Origin of the sequence: Janthinobacterium sp. FW305-129 (genome assembly GCF_020858115.1) — a bacterium.
Classification (GTDB): Bacteria; Pseudomonadota; Gammaproteobacteria; order Burkholderiales; family Burkholderiaceae_D; genus Janthinobacterium.
In genome coordinates this window covers 284,665-306,678 of record NZ_JACYMM010000007.1, presented here as the reverse complement: position 1 = coordinate 306,678, position 22,014 = coordinate 284,665, and the positions used below count along the sequence as shown (strand labels likewise).

The window sequence follows — 22,014 nt, the reverse complement described above, 5'->3', positions numbered from 1 at the left end:
TATTTTGCTGTGCACAAGCAATCCTGCCCGGGCCGTCTTGCCTGAACAGCATTATTTTGACAAACCCCGCAGACTGGCATAGTGTGGAGTGAGCGAGCACGATCAACGGTGGATAAACGCATGAATATGGATAGCGACAGTTCCGCCAAGGGGGCGGACGAACCGGACTGGCTGGTCGATGAGCCGCTGGAACGGGCAAATGCGGCGGCAGAGACTGCCAACGCAACACCATGGCGCGTGCTGATCGTCGATGACGATGTCGACGTGCACGTGGTGACCAAGTTCGCCCTCAGCCAGGCCAGCTTCCAGGGCCGCAGGCTGAGCTTTCTGCACGCCTACTCGGGCGCCGAGGCGCTGGCCTTGCTGCGCAGCACATCCGATATTGCCGTGGTGCTGCTCGATGTCATCATGGAAACCCAGGATGCCGGCCTGCAAGTGGCGCGCCAGGTGCGCGCAGACTTGCACAACAGTGCCGTGCGCATCATCCTGCGCACGGGCCAGCCTGGCCAGGCGCTGGAACACCGCATCATCATCGACTACGACATCAACGATTTCTGGTGCAAGACCGACCTCACCACGCGCAAGTTGTTTACTACCGTGATCGCCTCGCTGCGCACCTACGCCACCTTGCGCGAAGCGCAGCAACAGCTTGCCGAACTGGCCGCCGCCCTGGCCCAGTGCGGCGATGCGCCACCGGCGCCAGCCGGCGGCACGCCCTGATCGGGCGCAGCTACTTTCAGTCATAAATCAAGAGTACTGGATGGGCATACAGGCTTGTACCCTGCCCCATTTTGGCCCATCTTGCCAACCCTTTGCATGGACTGAACGGCCCCAATTTCCTAAGTGGCGGATTGTTAAGCGCTTTTTCAGATATCCACACGGACTGTGGATATCTTTGTGGATAAGCGCCTATTGACAGCCTTCAAAGCCACAGCCCGTGCGGCTTTCAATAAACTGCTCAATCAAACAGCAAAAATAAAATCCATTAAAATCAAACACTTAGAAACTCACACATAATCACAAGAAAATTATTTCGCCAATTTCGCTAACTCATCATTTGTGCATAACTGAGCCATAGTGATCAATTCGACAATATCGGACTGCGGCCACCGGCAACACAGTTGCCGTGCGGATACTCAATGCACGGTCTGGCGGCGCTGCTCCGGGTGCAGCAGTACGCGCTCGATCAGTTCGGGGGCGATATTGTATGACTTCAGGTATTCCAGCGCGCACAAGGTACTGAAGGCCGCCTGCACGGCAATGCCCAGATCGACGATGTCGGACATCTTCTGGTCGACGCGGGCGTGCAGCACCGCGGGGTTGACGGGCATATGCAGCGTTTCTGTGGAATGAGGCATGATAAGCAACTCCTGCGTAGGGGACGGAGGGATGAAATGGCGTAGCGGTGCGAACCGCGCCAGCGGACAGGGACAGCGGTCATGTTGCCGCTCAAAGTATTGCCGATAAACTCACGATGTCAATGGCAGGGAAACATGAGCCACGGTTTTTTTCTTGCAGGCACAAGCAAAGCCGAAAGCGGTGGACAAGCGCGCTCGGCCACGGCGATAATCAGCCATGCCCTCGCCTTCGCCCCTTCCGCCCGACCCGTCCCGCCCGCAGCCCGCCTCGCTTGCCGACCTGTTCTTCTCGTTCACCTGGCTGGCCCTGCAGGGGTTCGGCGGCGTGCTGGCCGTGATCCAGCGCGAAATGGTCGAGCGCAAACGCTGGCTGACGCAAGAGGAATTCCTGGAAGACTGGGCCGTGGCGCAAATCATGCCGGGGCCGAATGTCGTCAACCTGTCGCTGATGGTGGGCGGACGCTATTTCGGTTTGAAAGGCGCGCTGACGGCGCTGGCCGGCATGCTGGCCGTGCCCCTCGTCATCGTCTTGCTGCTGGGCGTGCTGTACACGCGCTTTGGCGACAACCCGCAGATGGCGGGCGCCCTGCGCGGCATGGCGGCCGTGTCGGCCGGCATGATCGCCGCCACGGGCGTGAAACTGGCGACCGCGCTGGCCAGGCATCCGCTGCCCCTGTGGCTGACCTTGCCCATCGCCGTGCTGGGCGTGCTGATGGTGGCGATCTTCCGCTGGCCCCTGCTGTACATCCTGCTGGGCCTGGGCGGCATCGGCTGCCTGCTCACGTATCGAAAGCTGTCCGCATGAATCCGCCCTTGCAACTGGTGTTGAGCGCGGGCGACTGGCTGAACCTGTTCGGCCATTACCTGATGCTGTCGCTGATGTCGATCGGCGGCGCCATTTCCACCACGTCCGAAATGCACCGTTTCCTCGTCGAGCAGCACGGCTGGCTGACCCAGGCGCAATTCAATGAATCGATCGCCATCGCCCAGGCCGCACCCGGCCCGAACGTGCTGTTCGTCGCCCTGATGGGCTGGAACGTGGGCATGAACGCGGGCAGCTACACGGCCGCCTGGCTTGGCGTGTTCATCACGATGGTGGGCATCATGCTGCCCAGCACCACCCTCACCTACGTGGCGGCCCAGTGGGGCTACCGCAACCGCGACCTGCGCCCCGTGCGCGCCTTCAAGCAAGGCATGGCGCCCATCGTCGTCGCCCTCCTGATTTCCACGGGCATGATCCTGGGCGGCGCCAACCACGACATCCGCACGGACTGGCCCCTGTGGAGCCTGTCCATCGTGGCCGGCCTGATCATCTGGCGCACGAAGATCCATTTATTGTGGCTGCTGGCGGGCGGTGCGATCCTGGGCTGGCTGCAGCTCGTCTGACCTTACACGGCCAGGTGGCGCTTCACGTCCTCGCCATCCATCTGCGCCGCCTTGCCACTGGCCACCACCTGCCCCCGCGACAGCACAATGAAGTCGTCGGCCAGCTCGCGGGCGAAATCGAAATATTGCTCGCACAGCACGATGGCCATGTCGCCCCGCTGTTTCAATAGCGCAATAACACGGCCGATATCCTTGATGACGGAGGGCTGGATGCCCTCCGTCGGCTCGTCGAAGATGATCAGCTGCGGCTCGGCCAGCAGGGCGCGGGCGATAGCCAGTTGCTGCTGTTGCCCGCCAGACAAATCTCCGCCGCGCCGCTGCAGCATCTCCTTGAGCACTGGAAACAGCTCGTACACGTGGGGATCGATGCGCGCCGCCTGCCTGCCCCGTTTCACCGCCATGCCCATCAGCAAGTTTTCCTCGACCGTCAGGCGCGCAAAGATGTCGCGTCCCTGCGGCACGTAGGCGATGCCCAGCTTGGCCCGCGCATGCGGCGCCAGCTTCGTGATGTCGCGCCCCTGGAACAGCACCTTGCCCTGCGCCACGGGCAGCACGCCCATCAGGCATTTCAGCAAGGTCGTCTTGCCCACGCCATTACGCCCCAGCAAGGCCAGGCATTCGCCCTTGCGCGCCGACAAGTTGATGCCGCGCAAGGTGTGCGAGGAGCCATAGTATTGATTCAATTCTTGCACTTCCAGCATGGTTACCTTCCCAGATAGACTTCGATGACCCGCTCGTCGGCTTGCACCTCGTCCATGCGCCCCTGCGCCAGCACGGCACCTTCATGCAGCACGGTGACGATGCCTTGCCGGGCGATTTCCGTGACGAAACCCATGTCGTGCTCGACCACCATGATCGAATGTTTGCCGCGCAATTCATTGAGGAGTTCCGCCGTGCGCGCCGTTTCCGCGTCCGACATGCCGGCCACGGGCTCGTCCAGCAAAATCAGCTGCGGCTCCTGCATCAGCAGCATGCCGATTTCCAGCCACTGCTTTTGCCCGTGCGACAGCAAACCGGCCGGCCGCGCCTCGTGGCCATGGAGGCGGATCAAACGCAAGACCGCTTCGATCCTGCCCGCCTGTTCGGAAGACAGGCGCGCAAACAGGGTGGGCGCCACGCGCTTGTCCATCTTCATCGCCAGTTCCAGGTTGTCGAACACCGTGTGCTGCTCGAACACAGTGGGCCGCTGGAACTTGCGGCCGATGCCGGCGTGGGCGATCTGCGCTTCCGTCATCGTCGCCAGGTTCATGGTCTGGCCGAACCAGGCCGTGCCGGAGGTGGGACGCGTCTTGCCCGTGATGACATCCATCATCGTCGTCTTGCCCGCGCCGTTAGGGCCGATGATGCAGCGCAACTCACCCACGGAAATATCGAGGCTCAGCTTGTTGATGGCCATGAAGCCGTCAAACGACACGCTGATGTCTTCCAGATACAAAATGGCGCCATGCGTCGTATCGACGCCCTCGCCTTTTACGCGCGAGTAAGTGGGGCCAGCCTCGGTGCTGGCCATGCCGGGCAACATGCGGATGCTCATGCGGCCTCCTCTGCCACGGCGGCGACTTTTTTGCGTTTGATCTTGCGCAACACGCCCAGCATGCCTTGCTGCATGAACAGGGTGACGCCGATGAACAGCAAGCCCAGCGCGAACAGCCACAGTTCCGGCATGGCTGCCGTGAACCAGCTTTTCAGACCGTTCACGGTGAAGGCGCCCAGGATGGGACCGATTAAAGTCCCCCGCCCGCCTACCGCCACCCACACGACCATCTCGATGGAGTTCGCCGGCGACATCTCCGACGGATTGATGATGCCCACCTGCGGCACGTACAAGGCGCCGGCGATGCCGCACAGCACGGCCGACAAGGTCCACACAAACAGCTTGAACCACAACGGGTTGTAGCCGAGAAACATCAAGCGCGCCTCGCTGTCGCGCACGCCCTGCAGCACCCGTCCCAGTTTCGAGCGGACAATGGCGCGCGCCCCGATCAAGGCCGCCAGCAGGAAGGCCAGGGTCAGCAGGAACAGCACGGCCCGGGTGGCGGGCGCCGTGATGCTGTGGCCCAGTATCGTCTTGAAATCCGTGAAACCGTTGTTGCCGCCAAAGCCGGTGTCATTGCGGAAGAACAAGAGCATGAACGCATACGTCATCGCTTGCGTGATGATGGAAAAATACACGCCCTTGATGCGCGAGCGAAACGCGAAATAACCGAAGACGAAGGCCAGCACGCCCGGCACCAGCACGACGAGCGCCATGCAGTACCAGAAGTATTCCGTGAAGGCCCAGTACCACGGGTAGGTTTTCCAGTCGAGAAAGACCATGAAATCGGGCAAGCTGCTGTGGTACTGGCCCTGGTCGCCGATGGCGCGCATCAGGTACATGCCGTGCGCATACGCGCCCAGCGCAAAGAACACGCCGTGGCCCAGGGACAATATGCCCGTGTAGCCCCAGACAAGGTCCAGCGCCAGTGCGGCCAGCGCGTAGCACATGAACTTGCCCACCAGCGCCACCGTGTAGGCGGATACGTGCAAGGCATGCCCTTCGGCAAACGCCAGGTTAAAAATCGGCAACAACGCGGTCAGCACCGTGCAGGCGGCAATCGCCAGCCAGACAGGCCGCGTGAACAGGCCAGGCTTGGATTGATATGAGGTAATCATTCGACGCTGCGTCCCTTCATGGCAAACAGGCCCTGCGGCCGGCGCTGGATGAAAATGATGATGAATATCAAAATGGCGATCTTCGCCAGCACGGCGCCTGCCACCGGTTCGAGGAATTTGTTGACTTCGCCCAGTCCCAGCGCGGCGATCACGGTGCCGGCCAGCTGGCCCACGCCACCGAGCACCACCACCATGAAGGAATCGACGATATAGCTTTGGCCCAGGTCCGGCCCCACATTGCCCAGCTGCGACAGGGCCACGCCACCGAGCCCGGCGATGCCGGACCCGAGGCCGAACGTGAGCATGTCGACCTTGCCCGTGGCCACGCCCACGCAATCGGCCATGCGGCGGTTTTGCGTAACGGCCCGCACGAACAGTCCCAGCCGCGTCTTGTTCAGGATCAACCACACGGCCACGACGACGATGACGGCAAAGCCGATGATGGCCAGCCGGTTGTACGGCAGCACGAGGCCGCCCAGTACCGTCACGCCGCCCGACATCCAGGCCGGGTTGGCCACTTCCACGTTTTGCGCGCCGAAGATCGTGCGGACCAGCTGCATGAGGATCAGGCTGATGCCCCAGGTAGCCAGCAGGGTTTCCAACGGCCGCCCGTACAGCCAGCGGATCACCGTGCGTTCCAGCATCACGCCCACCAGGCCGGCAACAAAAAAGGCGGCCGGCAAGGCGGCCAGCAGATACGCATCCTGCAGGCCGGGCAAGTAATTGCGGAAGAACAGCTGGCACAGGTAGGTCGTGTAAGCGCCTATCATCAGCAATTCGCCGTGCGCCATATTGATGATGCCCATCAAGCCGAACGTGATGGCCAGCCCCAGCGCGGCCAGCAGCAGCACGCTGCCCAGGGAAATGCCGTAGAACACATTGCCGGCCAATTCCATGCGCGCCACTCTGCCCTTGATCTGGCGCATGGTCTCGATGGCGGCCAGCTGCACGGCTTCGTCCGGTTCACCGCCCTGCTCCAGCATGGCTTGCAGCACGGGCAGCAGGCGCGCATCGCTGCTGCCGGCCAGGTCCTGCACGGCGGCCTTGCGCGTGGCGGCGTCGGGCGCATGCAGGTTGGCGCTGGCGATCAGCACTTGCAATAGTTGTTGAATGTCAGCATCGCTTTCCCGTGCCAGCGCCGCGCGGATCAGGGGCAGCTGCGCGGGGTCGACGGCCTTTTGCAAGGCTTGCGCGGCCGCCAGGCGGGCGCTGCGCTCCGGCGCCAGCAGCTGCAAGCCCGACAAGGCGCCTGCCACAGCCGAGCGCAAGCGGTTGTTGACCATCACGCCGTCGATGCCTTCCGGCAGCGGCACGTTCCGGCCGCTTGCCGGGTCATATGCCTGCTCGCCCTCGACGATGTACACCTTGCCGTCGGGTGCGGCATACAAGGCGTCGTCCTGCAGCGCCTGCAGCACTTTGGCGGCCTCGGGCGTGGCCAGGGCGGCGATCTGCGTCACGGTGGCGACCCTGGCATCGGAATCGTCGCCGGCCAGCGGCTTGAGCAATTCTGGTGGGATGGCGGCCTGCGCCATGGACGACAGGCACAGGCAGGCGAAGACCAGCAGCGATGTGAATAGCCTCATTGATATCCCGGGAAAGCGTTGATGGTCGGCGCCACCGGACACCTGCCCGATGGCGCTGGCGTGGCTTTTACAGCTTCTGCTTACCCTCATTACCCTTGATAAACGGGCTCCACGGCTGGGCGCGTATCGGTTCCTTGGTTTTCCACACGACATTAAATTGCCCATCGGCCTTGATCTCGCCGATCATCACGGGCTTGTGCAGGTGGTGGTTCGTCGCATCCATGGTCAGGGTGAAGCCCGATGGCGCCTTGACGCTCTGGCCCGCCATGGCGGCGATCACCTTGTCCGTGTCCGTCGATTTGGCTTTTTCCACGGCTTGCGCCCACATGTGGATGCCGACATAGGTCGCTTCCATCGGGTCGTTCGTCACCACCGAAGCCGCGTTCGGCAACTTCTGCGCCACCGCATACGCTTTCCACTGCTTGATGAAGGCCGTATTCACGGGATTCTTGACGGATTCAAAATAATTCCAGGCCGCCAGATGGCCGAGCAGGGGCTTGGTATCGATGCCGCGCAGCTCTTCCTCGCCCACGGAAAACGCGACGACGGGCACGTCCGTGGCTTTCAAGCCCGCATTGCCCAGTTCCTTGTAGAACGGCACGTTCGAATCGCCATTGATGGTGGAAATGACGGCCGTCTTGCCGCCAGTGGAAAACTTCTTGATGTTGGCGACGATGGTTTGATAGTCGGCATGGCCGAACGGCGTGTAGACCTCGCTGATATCGCTATCCTTGACTCCCTTGCTTTTCAGAAAGGCGCGCAAGATCTTGTTGGTGGTGCGCGGATACACGTAATCCGTGCCCAGCAGCACGAAGCGCCTGGCCCCGCCCCCATCCTTGCTCATCAGGTATTCCACGGCGGGAATCGCCTGCTGGTTCGGTGCGGCGCCCGTATAAAACACATTCTTTTCCAGCTCCTCGCCCTCGTATTGCACCGGGTAAAACAGCAGGCTGTTGAGTTCCTTGAACACCGGCAACACCGACTTGCGCGACACGGACGTCCAGCAGCCGAACACGACGGCCACTTTATCCTGCGCCACCAGCTGTCTCGCTTTTTCCGCAAACAGAGGCCAGTTCGAGGCGGGATCGACGACGACGGCTTCCAGCTTCTTGCCCAGCACGCCGCCCTTGGCATTGATCTCGGCGATCGTCATCAGGGCCACGTCCTTCAGCGACGTTTCGGAAATGGCCATGGTGCCCGACAGCGAGTGCAAGATGCCCACCTTGATGGTATCGGCGGCCAGGGCTGCCTGCATGTAAGTGGACGTGGCCAGGGCCAGTGCGCCGGCGGCGGCCGCTTTCAGGATGATGCGTCGTGACATGGGGACTCCTGTGATGGGTTCGTGGGGGTCTAGCTGGGCTTGCGATGTTGTTAAAGCAGAATGCATGCCAGCGCCAAGAGGTGTCCGCCATGGTGCACGCGGCCCCCGCCGCACGAAAAAAAACCTGGCTGCACAAGGACTGTGCAGTCAGGTTTCAAATTGCCGTAAAACGGTGCGCCGGAGGTTTTAATGTTTGCGCATCAATCCTTGCGCGGCAAGCCTCGCAAGCGGCGCCAGCCCTTGCGGCCCAGCGGGAACAGCAGCACGAACGCGATCAGCCACGGCAGGATGTAGGCCATGGCCGTGATGGCGTTGGCCACGCCTTCCGACAGGTTTTCCGTGAAATTGCCCAGCGCGCGCTTGACGGGGCGCCAGAACGATTGCTTGCCTTCGGCGCTGATGGCCACGTTCAGCAAGTCCGTATCGATGCGCTGCATCAACAGGGCATTGGCCGCCGTCGCCTGCTCCAGCTCCACTTGCACGGTAGCCAGTTCCTTGCTCACCTTGATCAGGGCGTCGACGTTCGTGCCCGAGCGCTTTTCCAGGTCCTGCAGCTGCGCCTGGTATTGCCTGAGCATCTCCAGGCGCTTCTTGCTGTCGAGCACAGGGCGGCCCAGGTCTTCCACCTTGGTGCCCTGGCTGGTGACGTCGCCTTCGGCCGCGACCAGCGCGACGAGCTTCCTGATGCCGGCCGGCTTGGCCCGCATGCTGATGCGCGCATGCACGTAGCGGCCGCTGTCGACGCTGGAATCGAGCAGCAGACAGCCGTTTCCCGTATCGGCCTTGCAGGCGGCGACGACTTTTTCATACAGGGGCCGCACTTGCGCCTCGCTCGTATCGACGCTGACATTGTGTTCATAGGCAAGAAACTCGCTGCCCTTTTCCTTGCCGTCGAGACGCGCGGCGCTCGATTGCCCGCCGCTCTCGCCCTTGCCGCCGCAACCGGCCAGCAACATCAGGCCTAGCAGGCCAACATACACTTTTTTCATGATTTCTTTCTTGAGATTATTTTTTCAGCGGCAACAATTCGATATCGGGCAAGTGCGCGGCCACGTCCTGCACGGTCGCATGGCCGGTCAGGGATGCGATCACCTGGGGCAGCGGTGCCGGCCAGATTTCCGGCAGATCGCGCTCTTCCGGCGCCAGCACGGGAAACGCCAGTTGCTCCTGCGGCGGCGTAAAGGCGGCATTGACCCCGGACTTGTTGCCGCGCGCATCGATGCGGTACCAGCCAAATTCTTGCAGGTACACGGCATTCAAGCCGTGCAGGCAAAACGGCGGCCCGATTTCGCCGACGGCCAGGCGCTGGTAGCACAGGCCGGCGGGAATGCCGTTGGCGCGCAGCAGCGCGGCCAGCAGATGGCTCTTCGCATAACAGTAGCCCGTGCCATGCTGCAACACGTCGGAAGCGCGGCAGGTGACGGGATTGCGCTGGTAATCCCAGCTGTGGGCAATCTCGTCGCGCACGAAGCTAAAGCAGCGGGCCGCGATGGCGGCGTCGCCCACGGCACCTGCCGCCAGTTCGGCCGCCTTGGCGCGCACGGCCGGATGGTCGCTGTCGATGTAAGTGCTGCTGGCTAAATACAGGGAAAAGTCGGTAGACATGGCATCCAGGTCATGCAAAAAGATAATGCGCGATTCTAGTCGAAGCGGCACGAAATCGAACGTTTCCTTGCGCAGGAACAAAGAAAATCCACGCCACAGGCAGGCGGGAACGGGGGCGGCGGCTTTGGCGCCGGCCCCGTAGCTGGTATCATGCGGGCAAACGCAGCCGGCCCTGTTGGCCCCGCACATGGCACTACCTTGCGAAGCGGCCCCCGCCGCCGACGCCACCCTACAGATCAGAGAAACGAGTTCCTATGAGCACACCATCGTCCCACCCATCGTTCTGGCGCCGCGTCCCGCTGGCCTTCGGCGCCTTCTTCAGCACCCTGTCGGACGCCGCCTATGCGGCCCGGGTGGAAAAATTGTCCCTGCCCGAGGCCGCCCCCGTGGCACCCGTGGCCCCGGCTCCGGCGCCAGCCCCCGTGCCGGCCGCCGCGCCCGTCATATTGAAGGAAGCCACGCCCGACGCGGCCCTGCAATTGCTGGCCCTGCTGCAACGCGAAGCGCGCCTGATCGACTTCACCCAGGAAAACCTGGGCAGCCATGCCGATGCCGACATCGGCGCGGCCGCCCGCGTCGTGCATGAAGGCTGCGCCAAGGTTATGCGCGAATACTTCACCATCGAGGCCGTGCGCCAGGAAGCCGAGGGCAGCCGCATCGTGCTGCAGGAAGGCTTTGATTCCGCGCAAGTACGCCTGACGGGCAACGTCGTCGGTTCCGCGCCATTCACGGGCACCCTGAGCCACCGCGGCTGGCGCGCTTCGAGCGTGCGCCTGCCGAAACTGAGCGGGCAGCACGACGCGTCCATCCTCGCACCGGCCGAGGTGGAACTGTGAGCGATACCATCAACCCTACTCCGCGCTACGCCATCGGCATCGACCTGGGCACCACCCACAGCGCCCTGTCATATGTGAACCTGGTCGAAAGCGACGGCGAGCAATCCAGCCACGGCGTGCTGAAAGTGCCGCAACTGTCGGCACCGGGCACCGTCGAGGAATTGCCGCTGCTGCCCTCGTTCGTCTACCTGCCGCACGCCGATGAAGTGGCGGCGGGCGACCTGGCCCTGCCCTGGGTCACGGAGGAAGCCGAAGCGCCATTCGTCGTCGGCGAAATGGCCCGCAGCCGCGGCGCCACCACGCCGATCCGTTTAGTGTCCAGCGCGAAAAGCTGGCTGTGCCACCCGGGCGTGGACCGCCGCGCGGCCATCCTGCCGAACGACGCGCCGGCGGAAGTGCCGCGCATCTCGCCGATCACGGCCGCCACGCGCTACCTGACGCATTTGCGCCAGGCCTGGGACAACGCCCACCCGCAAGCGCCGTTCGCCGAGCAGGAAATCACGGTGACGATTCCCGCCTCGTTCGACCCTGCCGCGCGCGAGCTGACGATGGAAGCGGCGCAGGCGGCCGGCTACGCGTCACTGACCCTGCTGGAAGAGCCGCAAGCGGCCTTGTACAGCTGGATCCAGACCAGCGAAGGACGCTGGCGCAAGGAAGTCAAGCCGGGCGACATCATTTTAGTGGTCGACGTGGGCGGCGGCACCAGCGACTTTTCGCTGATCGCCGTACTGGAACGCGACGGCGTGCTGGAACCGCACCGCGTGGCGGTCGGAGAACACATCCTGCTTGGCGGCGACAATATGGACCTGGCCCTGGCCCACCTGGTGGCGCGCAAGCTGGCCGCCAACGGCACCCAGCTGGACGCCTGGCAGATGCGCGCACTCACTTACGGCTGCCGCAGCGCCAAGGAAAGCCTGCTGGCCGACAGCGGCCTCGATGTGGCACCGATCGTCGTGCCGAGCCGCGGCTCGAAGCTGATCGGCGGCTCCATCCGCACGGAGCTGACGCGCGCGGAAGTGTCCACTTTCATTCTCGACGGTTTCTTCCCGCAGGTGGAAGCGTCGAGCCGCCCCGCCGTGCGCACGCGCGCCGGCCTGACGCAACTGGGCTTGCCGTATGCGCAGGACGCGGCCATCACGCGCCACCTGGCCGCCTTCCTGGGCCGGCAAGTGGCGGCCACCAGCGAACTGGAAGGCTTCGCGGGCCGCCAGGCGGAAGGCGCCAGCTTTTTGCACCCGACGGCCGTGCTGTTCAACGGCGGCGTCTTCAAGTCCGACTTGCTGGTGCAGCGCATCATGGCCACCGTCAACGACTGGCTGTACATGGAAGGCGCGGAGCCGGCGCGCATGCTGGCCGGGGCCGACCTGGATCTGGCCGTGGCCCGTGGCGCCGCCTACTACAGCTACGTGCGGCGCGGCCATGGCGTGCGCATCCGCGGCGGCACGGCCAGTTCCTTTTATGTCGCCATCGAATCGGCCATGCCCGCCATCCCCGGCATGGAACCGCCGATCCAGGCCCTGTGCGTGGCACCGTTCGGCATGGAAGAAGGCAGCGAGCTGGAACTGCCGGGCCAGCAATTCGGCCTCGTCGTGGGCGAGCCCGTGCACTTCCGCTTCTTCGCCTCGTCCACGCGCCGCAACGACCAGATCGGCGACTTGCTCGACTTCTGGGGTCCCGATGAATTGCAGGAACTGAGCGAAATCCAGGCGACGCTGTCCGCCGAAGGCCGCTCGGCCGGCGACGTCGTGCAGGTGAAATTGCACGCACGCGTGACGGAAGCGGGCACCCTGGAGCTGCTGGCCGTTTCCCCTGACGGCGCCGAGCGCTGGAAAGTGGAATTCGACGTGCGCGGCACGCCGCAATAAGCGCCATGGGCAGCACTGCGGGCAAGCCGGCCTTCCTGGTCGGCATCGACCTGGGCACCACCAATACGGTGGTGGCGTATGCGGCGGCTGGCGATGCGCAGGCAGGAATAAACCTGTTCGCCATCGAGCAGCTGGTCGCTCCCGGCGAAGTGGGCGCACGCCCCCTGCTGCCGTCCTTGCGCTACCACCCCGCCGCCGGCGAACTGGCGGCGGGCGACTTGCAGCTGCCATGGCAGCAGCAGGACGCTGAGCATGCCGTGCTGGGCGCCTTCGCGCGCCAGCTCGGCGCGCAGGTGCCGGGCCGGCTCGTGTCCAGCGCGAAGAGCTGGCTGTCGCACGCGAACGTGGACCGCCAGGCGCCGATTTTGCCGTGGGGCGCCGATGCCGACGTGACCAAGGTCTCGCCCGTGGCGGCCAGCGCCAGCTATCTGGCCTACGTGCGCGCCGCGTGGAATCACCGCTTCCCCGACGCGCCCCTGGAAGAGCAGGAACTGGTGCTGACCATCCCCGCCTCGTTCGACGAGGGTGCGCGCGCACTCACCCTGGCAGCGGCGCGCATGGCGGGCTTGCCCACCTTGCGGCTGGTGGAAGAACCGCAAGCGGCCTTTTATGACTACCTGCACCGGCGGCGCGACACCTTGCGGCTTGACCTGGCGCAAACGCGCCGCATTTTGGTCTGCGACGTGGGCGGCGGTACCACCGATTTCAGCCTGATCGACGTCGCCTTCGACGACGATGGCGCACCCCAGCTCACGCGCAGCAGCGTGGGCAATCACCTGATCCTCGGCGGCGACAATATGGACCTGGCGCTGGCCCACCTGGTGGAAACGCGCATGGCCGCAGGCGTCGAGGGTGGCATGAAGCTGTCCGCCGCGCGCCTGTCGCAGCTGATGGAGCGCTGCCGCGCCGCCAAGGAATTGCTGCTGTCGCAGGACGCGCCAGAGAGCGCCACCGTCACCCTGCTGGGCGGGGGCTCGCGCCTGATAGGCGGCAGCCGTTCCGCCGACGTCACGCGCGAGGAAGTGGCGGCCATGGTGGTCGACGGCTTCTTCCCGAAGGTGGAACTGGCTGACACGGCGAAAAAGGGCCGCGCCGGCATCGTCGAATTCGGCCTGCCGTATGCGCAGGACGCGGCCATCACGCGCCACCTGGCCAGCTTCCTGCAGCAGCATCAAGGGACACTGCCCGATACCCTGCTGCTGAATGGCGGCGTGTTCCGCGCCGACGCGCTGGCGCGCCGCCTGGCCGCCACGCTGGAACACTGGCGCGGTCAGCCCCTCACCATCCTGCACAACGATAACCCCGACGTGGCCGTGGCGCGTGGCGCCGTCGCCTACGCGCTGGCCCGGCGCGGCCAGGCGCCGCGCATCGGCGGCGGTTCGCCGCGCAGCTATTTCCTCGTGCTGGGCGAGGCGGGCAAGGACGACCGCGCCGTCTGCATCCTGCCCCGCGGCAGCGCCAGCGGCGAGGAAATCCGCCTGACGGAGCGCCTGTTCGCGCTGCGCCTGGGCCGGCCCGTGCGCTTCCACCTGGCCTCGTCCATCGCGGAAACGGGCACGCCGCCGCAGCTGGGCGACATCGTCGACCTGGCCGCGGGCGAGTACCTGCGCCTGCCGCCGCTGGCCAGCGTGCTGCACGCCAGCGACGGCAATGACAGGCGCGAAATCACCGTGCAGCTGGCCACCGTGATGACGGAAGTGGGCACCCTGGAAGTGCACTGCGTGGCCGCAGCCGATGCAAGCCAGCGCTGGCTGCTGGAATTCCAGTTGCGGGGCGAAGAGGAAACGCAGGCCGAAACGTCCAGCGTGCCGCCACGCGTGAAGGAAGCGGTCGAGAAGATCGAGCGCATCTTCGGCGGCAAGGCGCAAAAGGTCGAAACCAAGGAAGTGCGCCAGTTGCGCCAGCACCTGGAACGGGGCCTGGGCGGGCGCGAGAGCTGGGAGACGCCGCTGCTGCGCCAGCTGTTCGATGCCCTCATGCTGCGTGCGCGCGGCCGGCGCCGTTCCGCCGAACATGAGCGGGTGTGGCTGAACCTGGCCGGCTACTGTTTGCGGCCCGGCTATGGCGATGCGCTCGACCCGTGGCGCATCGAGCAGCTGTGGGCCTTGTTCGACGTGGGTATCCAGCATCACAAGGATAACCAGGTGTGCGCCGAATGGTGGACGCTGTGGCGCCGCGTGGCCGGCGGTTTGAGCACGCAGCAGCAATTGCGCCTGCTCGACGATTTCGCCTTCAACCTGCAAGCCGACGCGTCCCAGCGCGGCAGCCGCCCCGTCACCCTCGTGAACGGCAGCGACGACGACATGCTGCGCCTGGGCGCCTCGCTCGAGCGCATCCCCGGCGCCTACAAGGCGGAAGTGGGCGCCTGGCTGATCAAGCGCCTGCAAAAGGCGGATAAAAAGGGCGAAGCGGCGGACACGAATACCCTGTGGGCGCTGGCCAGGGTCGGCGCCCGCCAGCCCTTTCACGGCAGCGCGCACGAAGTGGTCGACAGCGCCACCGTGGCCGAGTGGCTGCGCGTGCTACTGGCGCTGGACTGGAAAAAGACGGAACCGGCCGCGTTTGCCGCCGCCCACCTGACGCGCATGACGGGTGACCGCTCGCGCGACATCGCCGACGACCTGCGGGCCACCATCCTCGCCCGCCTGAAAGCCGTGGGCGCACCGCCCCTGTGGCAAACGATGGTCAGCGAAGTGACGCAGCTGGACGAAGCGGCTACCAAGCGCATGCTGGGCGAGGCGCTGCCGCCGGGCTTGAAGCTGATCGGGTGAACACCGTCCTTGATTATGCGATTACATGAATCTACAATGTAGATACATAGGAGGCCACATGGAACTATCCATCCAAAAATGGGGCAATAGCGCCGCGGTGCGCTTGCCGACAGAACTGCTGGGCATGCTGAAGGTGTCGCTGGGCGACAAACTGGCCGTGGACGTGCGTCCGGACGGCATATTCCTGAAAGCCAAGCGCCCCGCCTTTACGCTCGATGATCTGGTGGCGCAATGCGATGTCACGGCGCCAGAACCGGCCGACATGGCGGCATGGAGCCAGATCAAGCCGGCAGGCCGCGAAGCATGGTAAAGCGCGTCCAGTTCGGCCGTGGCGACATCGTGATGGTCAATCTGGAGCCAACGGAAGGCCGTGAGCAACGCGGTGCGGCCCGGCCAGCGCTGGTGCTGTCCACCAGCGTCTTCAACGCGCTTGGTGTCGTTCTGGTCGCTCCCATCACGCAAGGCGGCGATTTTGCCCGCCACGCGGGCTTTGCCGCGTCCTTGAGCGGCAGCGGCACGACGACGCAGGGCGTGGCGCTGGTCAACCAGATCCGCATGCTCGACCTTGAAGCGCGCGGCGCAAAGCGCATCGAAACCGCGCCCGAATTCGTGGTGGAAGACGCGCTGGCACGCCTGCGCGCCATTACCGATTAATCAGCGGTCACCGGGGCCAGATCACCCTCGCTGCGCGAGCCCCGATAGCGCGGCAAGCCATCGGCCCATTTCACCTGTTTCAGATCACGGCGACGATCAACAACAGCGCCGCCAGCGGCGCCTGCACCAGCACGATGCCGGGATGCGTGCGGCGCAGCCGGGCCCACACGGACAGGCCCGGCACTTCCGCGTGCGGGTGGTGGGCTTCGTCGCGCAGCGACATCGCGTGCAGGAACATGCCGGCGATCAGCGGGCCGGGATTGACCCACCAGCCCTGCTCCAGCAAGCCGCGCGACAGGTAGATGGCCAGCGCGCCGATGGCGACGGGCGATGCCCACACCAGCACCAGCATCAGGCGGATGCCATAGAATTCCGCCACGGTGCCCATGCGGTGCAGGCGGCTGAAATCATGGTCTTCCATGCGCTTGTCGATGGCCAGCTCGGCGCGGCCGTACAGGGTCCACAGGCCGCCGAACAGGCAGCCCAGCAGCACGCCGATGACGATGTCGGCCGCGAACACCACGTATTTATTCACGTCGGCCGTGCCGATGCCCAGCGAGGTGTGGGCGGCCGCGTGCAGGTGCAGGCCGGCCTGCTCGCCTTCGGCCGTCGTGTAGCGGTCGCGCACGTCATAGGTGCTGCCGATGTACACGACGTGCTTGCGCGGTGCCCCGGCAGCCACGCCGGCCTGCCCGTCGGTCAGCTGGACGCGCGTGCGCGTGGGGTTCACAAATTGCGGCGCCACGGCGGCCGGATGAAATGGCGCGGTGACGGCGTTCTGCTCGGCCGCCGCCTTGGCGTCGCCGCGGATGACGGGTTCGAACGCCCAGCGCGCCAGCTCCTTTTCGCTGTCCGTGCGCCGCGCCAGCTGGCACACGCGTCCGGCCAGCGCCAGCCCTTCCTTTTGCTGGGACAAGGCGGCCGGCATCGGTTGCTGCTGCTCCTGCTCATCGGCGCCATGCGCCAGCTCGAAGGCCACGGCCGCCAGCACGGGGCTTTTCAGTTCGATGCGCGTGACGGCGCCCATGCGCTCGCGGATCCGCGGGCTGGCGAAGTGGATGCCGGCCGCGCAGCGCGCGCGTATCCACGCCAGGTTCGCGTTGCGGTCCGATTGTTCGGGCAGGATCAGCACCAGTTGCCGGCCATCGGCGGCCAGCCGGTCGAGCAGGCTGTCCAGCGGCCGCTCGCCCGCCTTGTGCTGCTCATACACGGCCGGCGCCAGGTCCAGGTCGATGGCCAGCACCTGGCTGCCGCGCGCGGCGGCGCTGGCGATCACTTGCTCCAGGCGCGTGCGCTCCAGCGGTTCGCGCTCGTCGAACACCTGTTCGAACGCGGGCTGGTCGATTTCGATGATGCCGGGCCGGTAGGCGGCGCCCGGGTCCTTGCCCCGCTCCAGCAGCTGCCCCTGTGCCGCGCTGGCGCGCAGCATGGCCGCATCGAGCCATTCGAGCACGTGAAAACCTTCCAGCACCAGCATCAGCGCGGCGATCAGGCTCGCGCCGATCACGTGGTGCAGCAAGTGCGTGCCCGTCAGCTTGAAGGCCGAGCCCAGCTGGGCGACCGGCCACAGCAGGCGCCGCCAGAGCGGGGGACGCGGTTGTTCTGGCTGGCGGTTTTCCACGGTGTATGCTCCTTGCGTGCGGCGAATAAATTATCACCCGAGCAACAAGTGATGACGAAAGGACAGTGTATTGCAGTTGTGCCCGTTCCGCCGCACGGCTGACGCCCTACTTCGCCCTGGCCAGCAGCAGCTTGCCCAGCGCTTCGAAAGCCGGCGTGGTGGTGGGATCGTTGGCCGCATTGGCCGCCGTCGGCGTCGAGGCGAAGCGCACGATCACCATTTCCGCCTTCGGATCGATGTAGATGCGCTGTCCGTACACGCCGCGCGCCATGTAGGCGCCATGGTCGTTATGCGTGACCCACCACATGTCGCGGTAGCTCCAGCCCTTGAGCAAATCGTAGCCGCCTTTGGCGAACAGCTGCTTGTCTCCGCCACGGCGGATATCGTCGACGGCCGCCTTCGGTAGTATCTGCTGGCCGTTGTAGCGGCCATCATTGCGCAGCATCTCGCCGAAGCGGGCCAGGTCGCGCAAGCCCGCATTCAGGCCGCCGCCGGCAAACGGCGTGCCTGTCGAATCGACCGTCATGTAGGCGTCCTGCTCGGCGCCCAGCTTTTGCCAGACATGCTCGGACAGGTAGTCGTTGACGTTCTGCCCCGTGACGCGGGCGATGATCCAGCCCAGCACGTCGGAGTTGACCGTGCGGTAGCCGAACGCCTCGCCATGCCGGCCCTCGTGCCGCACCGTTTGCAGGTACTCGAAATAGCTGCGCGGGCCCGTGTAATCCTTGGGCTTGGGCAGCGGGCTGCCGGCCGCCGCGTGCTGCCACACTTCCGCTTTCGGGTCCGCGTAATCTTCGCTGAATTTCAGGCCCGTGGTCATGTCGAGCACCTGGCGCACGGTGGCGTCGCCAAACGCGGACTTGGCCAGTTCCGGCACATACTCAGCCACTTTCTTGTCCGCATCGAGCTTGCCTTCGGCCACCAGCGCCGCGCCGATGGTGCCCATGACGGACTTCGTCACGGACATGGCGCCGTGCTGGCCGCTTTCCTTGAGCACGCCGAGGTAACGTTCGTACACGATGCGGCCCCGGTGCAGCACCACGATGCCGTCCGTGTAGTTGGCACCCAGCGACTGCTCCCAGGTCATCGTTTCCTTCGCGCCCAGAGGCGTGAAGCGCAGGCCGTCGATATCGTTGCGCAGCGCGCGCTTCAAGGGCACGGGCGCTTTCAAGCCGCGCGCCACTGCCACCGTCGGCATCAGCTGGCGAAAGTGCGACACGCTCCAGCGCAGCTGCGGGAAATTGAAATAGCTGCCATCGTCGAAACGGATGATTTTATCGGCCGGCGGCGGCGCGCCCACCATCCATTGCAAGGCGGCCGGATCGCTGGCGGCGGCCGACAGCGGCGCCGTCGCCTCGGCCGCGTGGGCGCCGGCGGCCAGCGCCAGGCAGGCGGCGGCCAGGGCCAGGCGTTTCATGCTTGGGAAATCGTTCATGCGGTGCTCTCCTTGATAATCAGAATACTTAATAAACCCATACGACGTTCGCCAGCCAGCCCGTCCACGTTTTGGCCTGGCCATTCACCAGCTGGTTCACGCCCGACTGCGCGAACGAGGCGCTGAAACCCAGGGTCAGGTAGGTATTCGGGTTCACCACACGCACGTATTTGACGAAGACATCGTTGGCCAGCATCGGGCGCAGCACGCCGGCGATTACTACAGGCGCGTCGCCCGGCACGTCGAGGCGCGTGGCCTGGCCGAACTGCAGCGGGCTGCCCATCCGGTTGGCCCGCACCTGGGCCAGGTAGGCGGTCACGGTGTCCTTCGGCGTCGGGTGCAGCTCGATGGTGGCCTGCAGCGCATTCACGTTGGCATTGACGAAAACCCAGGTCGCCTTGCTGCCCGAAGCCCAGGCGCCCGGCGTGCCTTCGAAGAACAGCGGGTCGAAGCGCTCGTTGCGCGCCGTGCGCGGATCGTCGCCGGAAAAGCTCTGGTAACCAAGCGTGAACTTCGGCGTCCACGCCACGCCGGGCAGCGAAAAGCCCCCTTCCGTGCGCCAGCCCCAGGCCCGCATCGGCTCGCGCGCATTCCACTCGCGCGCGGCATCGACGCCGAACCAGCCTTTCGACAGCACGGTGGGCAGCACGGGAACGCGCGCGTAGCCATACACGAACTGCAAGTCCTTGCGGCCATCGGGCACGGCCAGCGGCGCGCCGATGCCGCCCGGCGCCGCCTGCGGATACGCGGCATGCGAACGGGGCACCTTGCCATACGCGATGCCGGCCTTGCGGTCGTTCGCTGGCGCGTAGCTGACATCGACGCCGACGACGCGCGTGCCGCTATCGTTGTCGGGGTTTTCATTCGGGTCGAGGTAAAAAGCCTGGGCGCTGAACGCGTCCTGGCTTATTTTGGCCACCACGGAATTCTGGAAGGCCTTGCGCGGCCCCAGTTTCAGCGCGCCACGGTCAAAGCCGTTCGAGCCGCCATTGGCGATCAGCATGCCCGTGCCGAGCGTGAAATTCTGCGCGCCGGCCGACAGGTCAAGGCGCGCATTCGTGCCGCCGAGCGGCATGCGGATGCCGGCGACGAATTCCTCGACCGAGATGCGGCCCGTGTCGCCCGCGCCGAAAGGATCGTGGCGCAAGGTGCCCGAGCCGACGGCCGACGCGCGCGCATACAGCTGCCTGCCGTCGCCCAGATTGCGCTTGAAGCCGAGCGCCGGCTTGACATAGAACTCGTACCAGTAGGGGTTGAATTCGAAGCCGGGGTTGCGCGCCGGCGTATTCGACAGCTTCCAGAACAGATTGCTCTCGCCGGCCACCTGCACGCCCGCTTCCACGGAACGCGTCATGTGCCAGCCGGCGCCGATGGCCGGTTCGACGGCAGCGCGCCGGGCCACCTCTTTTTCCATGCTGCTCTGGCCATCGGGATCGAGCTGACCGGCGGCGCCGCAGGCGGCGCTCCAGCCCAGCAGGGCCAGGACGAGTGAGCTGCGCACCGGGAACATCGCTTGCGTTGCCATAGGTATCCCTTGCGATAGCTGTCTTTAGATTTGAACGAATGTTATCAGAGATGCTCTTTTTTATTGTTGTAAAGCATCCTACTGTGCGGCGCCAGGCGCTGAGACGAACGTCTCACGCGCACGCCATGCTGCAGCGCAGGATGCGCCATCCCCGCCTTCATGCTACAAACAGTCAACCATACAAAATACCGAGACACCGGAGAGCGCCATGCCCTACGTCCGCCAGACCAGCCATATCGACCGCGTGCGCGACCTGATCGCCGGCCGCATCGTCCATCCGGGGGCCGACACGGCCCGGCTGGCGTCGTCGTACCGGCGTTCGCTGGACGATTACCGGCTCGATCCCGCCTCCACCACGGGGCCGCGCATCCTGACGGGCGCCGAGCTGCGCGCCATCCAGCAATCCGAGGAAAATTTTCTGCGCTCCACGGGCCAGTGCCTGCCGCGCCTGCACGCCATGGTGCGCGAAGCGGGCTACTGCGTCATCCTCGCCAACGCGCGCGGCGTGACCATCGACTACGCGGCCGACACGGACCAGCGCAAGGATTTCAAGAAGGCGGGCCTGTACCCCGGTTCGTGCTGGTCGGAAGAGGAAGAAGGCACGTGCGGCATCGCCTCCGTGCTGCTCGACCAGGAAGCCATCACCGTGCACAAGACCGACCATTTCCGCGCCGCCTTCACGGGCCTGACCTGCAGCGCCGCACCGATCTTTTCGCCGCACGGCGACTTGATCGGCGTGCTCGATGCCTCGGCATTGCGTTCGCCCGACGCGCGCGACAGTCAGCGCCTGGTGAAACAGCTGGTGCGCCAGGGCGCAACGCTGATCGAGGACGGCTTTTTCCTCACGTCCTACAGCCACTGCTGCATCCTGCTGGCGCACCGCAACCGCCATTTCGTCGAAGTGCAGCCGGAAATGCTGCTCGCCATCGATGAACATGGCGACATCGTCGCCGCCAACCGCTGCGCGTGCGAGGTCATCCCCGGGCTGGGCGCCCTGCCGCGCCCCGTCGCCGAGGTGCTGGAAGTGCGCGCCGAACGGCTGTTCGATGCGCGCGCGGGACACAATCTGCTGTCCCTGCGTCTGGCGGGCGGAAGCACCTGGCTGCACGCGCGCATACGCGCGCCGCTGCGCCAGGCCAGCGTGCGTGCGCACATCAAGAGCGCCGTCCCCGTGACGCAAGACGCGCCGGCCTGCACGCCGCAGGAGCTGGCCGAGCGCACGCGCATCGTCAACGCCATGAACGCCGCCAAATGGCGCCCGCTGCAGGCGGCGGCCATGCTGGGCGTCTCGCGCGCCACCCTGTACCGGCGCCTCAAGCAGCTGCACATCGTGCCGCCGCACCGCCAGTAGCCCATCCGAAAAGCTGAGATTTCCGTCTCATTCGCCACCATGCTGCACTGC

At 65.2% G+C, this 22,014-nt stretch carries 20 protein-coding genes; 9 read left to right on the top strand and 11 right to left on the bottom strand.

Annotated elements, in window-relative coordinates; translation table 11 throughout:
- The first annotated feature begins 120 nt into the window (after positions 1-120).
- Entirely contained in the window at positions 121-720 is a 600-nt protein-coding gene (locus IGS61_RS16615; RefSeq protein ID WP_230540681.1) for a response regulator, read from the top strand.
- Positions 721-1,136: 416 nt separating this feature from the next.
- Here the strand turns inward: IGS61_RS16615 and IGS61_RS16610 are convergent, their stop codons facing one another.
- Complete coding sequence (locus IGS61_RS16610) at positions 1,137-1,358, bottom strand: hypothetical protein (RefSeq protein WP_230540680.1); 222 nt, start codon at positions 1,356-1,358, stop codon at positions 1,137-1,139.
- Between the two features lie 217 nt (positions 1,359-1,575).
- Here IGS61_RS16610 and IGS61_RS16605 point away from each other — a divergent pair, with 217 nt between their 5' ends.
- Together IGS61_RS16605 and IGS61_RS16600 are read left to right on the top strand one after the other, a co-directional pair.
- The gene (locus IGS61_RS16605) at positions 1,576-2,163 is read left to right on the top strand and encodes a chromate transporter (RefSeq protein WP_230540679.1); all 588 of its coding nucleotides are present in this window, start codon (positions 1,576-1,578) and stop codon (positions 2,161-2,163) included.
- Positions 2,160-2,744, top strand: a complete 585-nt coding sequence (locus tag IGS61_RS16600; protein WP_230540678.1) for a chromate transporter — start codon at positions 2,160-2,162, stop codon at positions 2,742-2,744. The genes IGS61_RS16605 and IGS61_RS16600 overlap by 4 nt, the downstream gene beginning before the upstream one ends.
- A 2-nt stretch (positions 2,745-2,746) precedes the next feature.
- Here the strand turns inward: IGS61_RS16600 and urtE are convergent, their stop codons facing one another.
- The 7 genes from urtE to IGS61_RS16565 form a co-directional block, all read right to left on the bottom strand.
- Positions 2,747-3,445 (bottom strand): urea ABC transporter ATP-binding subunit UrtE, encoded by a 699-nt coding sequence (urtE, locus tag IGS61_RS16595; RefSeq protein ID WP_230540677.1) that lies wholly within the window; start codon positions 3,443-3,445, stop codon positions 2,747-2,749.
- A gap of 2 nt (positions 3,446-3,447) precedes the next feature.
- A complete protein-coding gene (gene urtD, locus IGS61_RS16590) occupies positions 3,448-4,278 on the bottom strand; it encodes an urea ABC transporter ATP-binding protein UrtD (RefSeq protein WP_230540676.1) in 831 nt (276 codons plus the stop codon).
- Positions 4,275-5,396 (bottom strand): urea ABC transporter permease subunit UrtC, encoded by a 1,122-nt coding sequence (gene urtC, locus IGS61_RS16585; RefSeq protein ID WP_230540675.1) that lies wholly within the window; start codon positions 5,394-5,396, stop codon positions 4,275-4,277. Before urtC ends, urtD begins: the two co-directional genes overlap by 4 nt.
- A complete protein-coding gene (gene urtB / locus IGS61_RS16580; protein WP_230540674.1) occupies positions 5,393-6,979 on the bottom strand; it encodes an urea ABC transporter permease subunit UrtB in 1,587 nt (528 codons plus the stop codon). The genes urtC and urtB overlap by 4 nt, the downstream gene beginning before the upstream one ends.
- 67 nt (positions 6,980-7,046) lie before the next feature.
- Entirely contained in the window at positions 7,047-8,300 is a 1,254-nt protein-coding gene (urtA, locus tag IGS61_RS16575) for an urea ABC transporter substrate-binding protein (protein WP_230540673.1), read from the bottom strand.
- Between the two features lie 200 nt (positions 8,301-8,500).
- Positions 8,501-9,289, bottom strand: coding sequence for a DUF4349 domain-containing protein (locus IGS61_RS16570; RefSeq protein WP_230540672.1), 789 nt, complete (start codon positions 9,287-9,289; stop codon positions 8,501-8,503).
- A gap of 16 nt (positions 9,290-9,305) precedes the next feature.
- Positions 9,306-9,905: a transglutaminase-like domain-containing protein gene (locus IGS61_RS16565; RefSeq protein ID WP_230540671.1), complete on the bottom strand. Its 600-nt coding sequence runs from the start codon at positions 9,903-9,905 to the stop codon at positions 9,306-9,308.
- A gap of 254 nt (positions 9,906-10,159) precedes the next feature.
- Between IGS61_RS16565 and IGS61_RS16560 the strand changes: the two genes are divergently transcribed.
- From IGS61_RS16560 to IGS61_RS16540, 5 genes are read left to right on the top strand one after another with little or no spacing between them, the layout of a single operon-like run.
- Positions 10,160-10,741: a DUF2760 domain-containing protein gene (locus tag IGS61_RS16560; protein WP_230540670.1), complete on the top strand. Its 582-nt coding sequence runs from the start codon at positions 10,160-10,162 to the stop codon at positions 10,739-10,741.
- Positions 10,738-12,606: an Hsp70 family protein gene (locus tag IGS61_RS16555; protein ID WP_230540669.1), complete on the top strand. Its 1,869-nt coding sequence runs from the start codon at positions 10,738-10,740 to the stop codon at positions 12,604-12,606. Before IGS61_RS16560 ends, IGS61_RS16555 begins: the two co-directional genes overlap by 4 nt.
- A gap of 5 nt (positions 12,607-12,611) precedes the next feature.
- The gene (locus IGS61_RS16550) at positions 12,612-15,377 is read left to right on the top strand and encodes an Hsp70 family protein (RefSeq protein WP_230540668.1); all 2,766 of its coding nucleotides are present in this window, start codon (positions 12,612-12,614) and stop codon (positions 15,375-15,377) included.
- 58 nt (positions 15,378-15,435) lie between these two features.
- On the top strand, positions 15,436-15,687 hold the full coding sequence (locus IGS61_RS16545) for an AbrB/MazE/SpoVT family DNA-binding domain-containing protein (RefSeq protein WP_230540667.1): 252 nt from the start codon (positions 15,436-15,438) through the stop codon (positions 15,685-15,687).
- On the top strand, positions 15,681-16,031 hold the full coding sequence (locus tag IGS61_RS16540; protein ID WP_230540666.1) for a type II toxin-antitoxin system ChpB family toxin: 351 nt from the start codon (positions 15,681-15,683) through the stop codon (positions 16,029-16,031). The genes IGS61_RS16545 and IGS61_RS16540 overlap by 7 nt, the downstream gene beginning before the upstream one ends.
- A 79-nt stretch (positions 16,032-16,110) precedes the next feature.
- Here the strand turns inward: IGS61_RS16540 and IGS61_RS16535 are convergent, their stop codons facing one another.
- The 3 genes from IGS61_RS16535 to IGS61_RS16525 all read right to left on the bottom strand — a co-directional run bounded on the left by IGS61_RS16535 (position 16,111) and on the right by IGS61_RS16525 (position 20,612).
- On the bottom strand, positions 16,111-17,652 hold the full coding sequence (locus IGS61_RS16535; RefSeq protein WP_230540665.1) for a CHASE2 domain-containing protein: 1,542 nt from the start codon (positions 17,650-17,652) through the stop codon (positions 16,111-16,113).
- Between the two features lie 106 nt (positions 17,653-17,758).
- Complete coding sequence (locus IGS61_RS16530; protein WP_442908075.1) at positions 17,759-19,087, bottom strand: serine hydrolase domain-containing protein; 1,329 nt, start codon at positions 19,085-19,087, stop codon at positions 17,759-17,761.
- Between the two features lie 28 nt (positions 19,088-19,115).
- Complete coding sequence (locus tag IGS61_RS16525) at positions 19,116-20,612, bottom strand: alginate export family protein (protein ID WP_230540664.1); 1,497 nt, start codon at positions 20,610-20,612, stop codon at positions 19,116-19,118.
- Between the two features lie 208 nt (positions 20,613-20,820).
- Here IGS61_RS16525 and IGS61_RS16520 point away from each other — a divergent pair, with 208 nt between their 5' ends.
- Positions 20,821-21,963, top strand: coding sequence for a sigma-54-dependent Fis family transcriptional regulator (locus IGS61_RS16520; protein WP_230540663.1), 1,143 nt, complete (start codon positions 20,821-20,823; stop codon positions 21,961-21,963).
- Positions 21,964-22,014: the final 51 nt, after the last annotated feature.

Excerpts from the sequence above, each read along its gene's own strand:
- IGS61_RS16525 (WP_230540664.1), bottom strand. The coding sequence starts at position 20,612 with ATGGCAACGCAAGCGATGTTCCCGGTGCGCAGCTCACTCGTCCTGGCC.
- IGS61_RS16615 (WP_230540681.1), top strand. The coding sequence starts at position 121 with ATGAATATGGATAGCGACAGTTCCGCCAAGGGGGCGGACGAACCGGAC.
- IGS61_RS16550 (WP_230540668.1), top strand. The coding sequence starts at position 12,612 with ATGGGCAGCACTGCGGGCAAGCCGGCCTTCCTGGTCGGCATCGACCTG.
- IGS61_RS16560 (WP_230540670.1), top strand. The coding sequence starts at position 10,160 with ATGAGCACACCATCGTCCCACCCATCGTTCTGGCGCCGCGTCCCGCTG.
- urtE (WP_230540677.1), bottom strand. The coding sequence starts at position 3,445 with ATGCTGGAAGTGCAAGAATTGAATCAATACTATGGCTCCTCGCACACC.
- IGS61_RS16520 (WP_230540663.1), top strand. The coding sequence starts at position 20,821 with ATGCCCTACGTCCGCCAGACCAGCCATATCGACCGCGTGCGCGACCTG.
- urtD (WP_230540676.1), bottom strand. The coding sequence starts at position 4,278 with ATGAGCATCCGCATGTTGCCCGGCATGGCCAGCACCGAGGCTGGCCCC.
- IGS61_RS16530 (WP_442908075.1), bottom strand. The coding sequence starts at position 19,087 with ATGAACGATTTCCCAAGCATGAAACGCCTGGCCCTGGCCGCCGCCTGC.
- IGS61_RS16565 (WP_230540671.1), bottom strand. The coding sequence starts at position 9,905 with ATGTCTACCGACTTTTCCCTGTATTTAGCCAGCAGCACTTACATCGAC.
- urtC (WP_230540675.1), bottom strand. The coding sequence starts at position 5,396 with ATGATTACCTCATATCAATCCAAGCCTGGCCTGTTCACGCGGCCTGTC.
- urtA (WP_230540673.1), bottom strand. The coding sequence starts at position 8,300 with ATGTCACGACGCATCATCCTGAAAGCGGCCGCCGCCGGCGCACTGGCC.
- IGS61_RS16540 (WP_230540666.1), top strand. The coding sequence starts at position 15,681 with ATGGTAAAGCGCGTCCAGTTCGGCCGTGGCGACATCGTGATGGTCAAT.
- IGS61_RS16570 (WP_230540672.1), bottom strand. The coding sequence starts at position 9,289 with ATGAAAAAAGTGTATGTTGGCCTGCTAGGCCTGATGTTGCTGGCCGGT.
- IGS61_RS16545 (WP_230540667.1), top strand. The coding sequence starts at position 15,436 with ATGGAACTATCCATCCAAAAATGGGGCAATAGCGCCGCGGTGCGCTTG.
- IGS61_RS16605 (WP_230540679.1), top strand. The coding sequence starts at position 1,576 with ATGCCCTCGCCTTCGCCCCTTCCGCCCGACCCGTCCCGCCCGCAGCCC.
- IGS61_RS16600 (WP_230540678.1), top strand. The coding sequence starts at position 2,160 with ATGAATCCGCCCTTGCAACTGGTGTTGAGCGCGGGCGACTGGCTGAAC.
- IGS61_RS16610 (WP_230540680.1), bottom strand. The coding sequence starts at position 1,358 with ATGCCTCATTCCACAGAAACGCTGCATATGCCCGTCAACCCCGCGGTG.
- urtB (WP_230540674.1), bottom strand. The coding sequence starts at position 6,979 with ATGAGGCTATTCACATCGCTGCTGGTCTTCGCCTGCCTGTGCCTGTCG.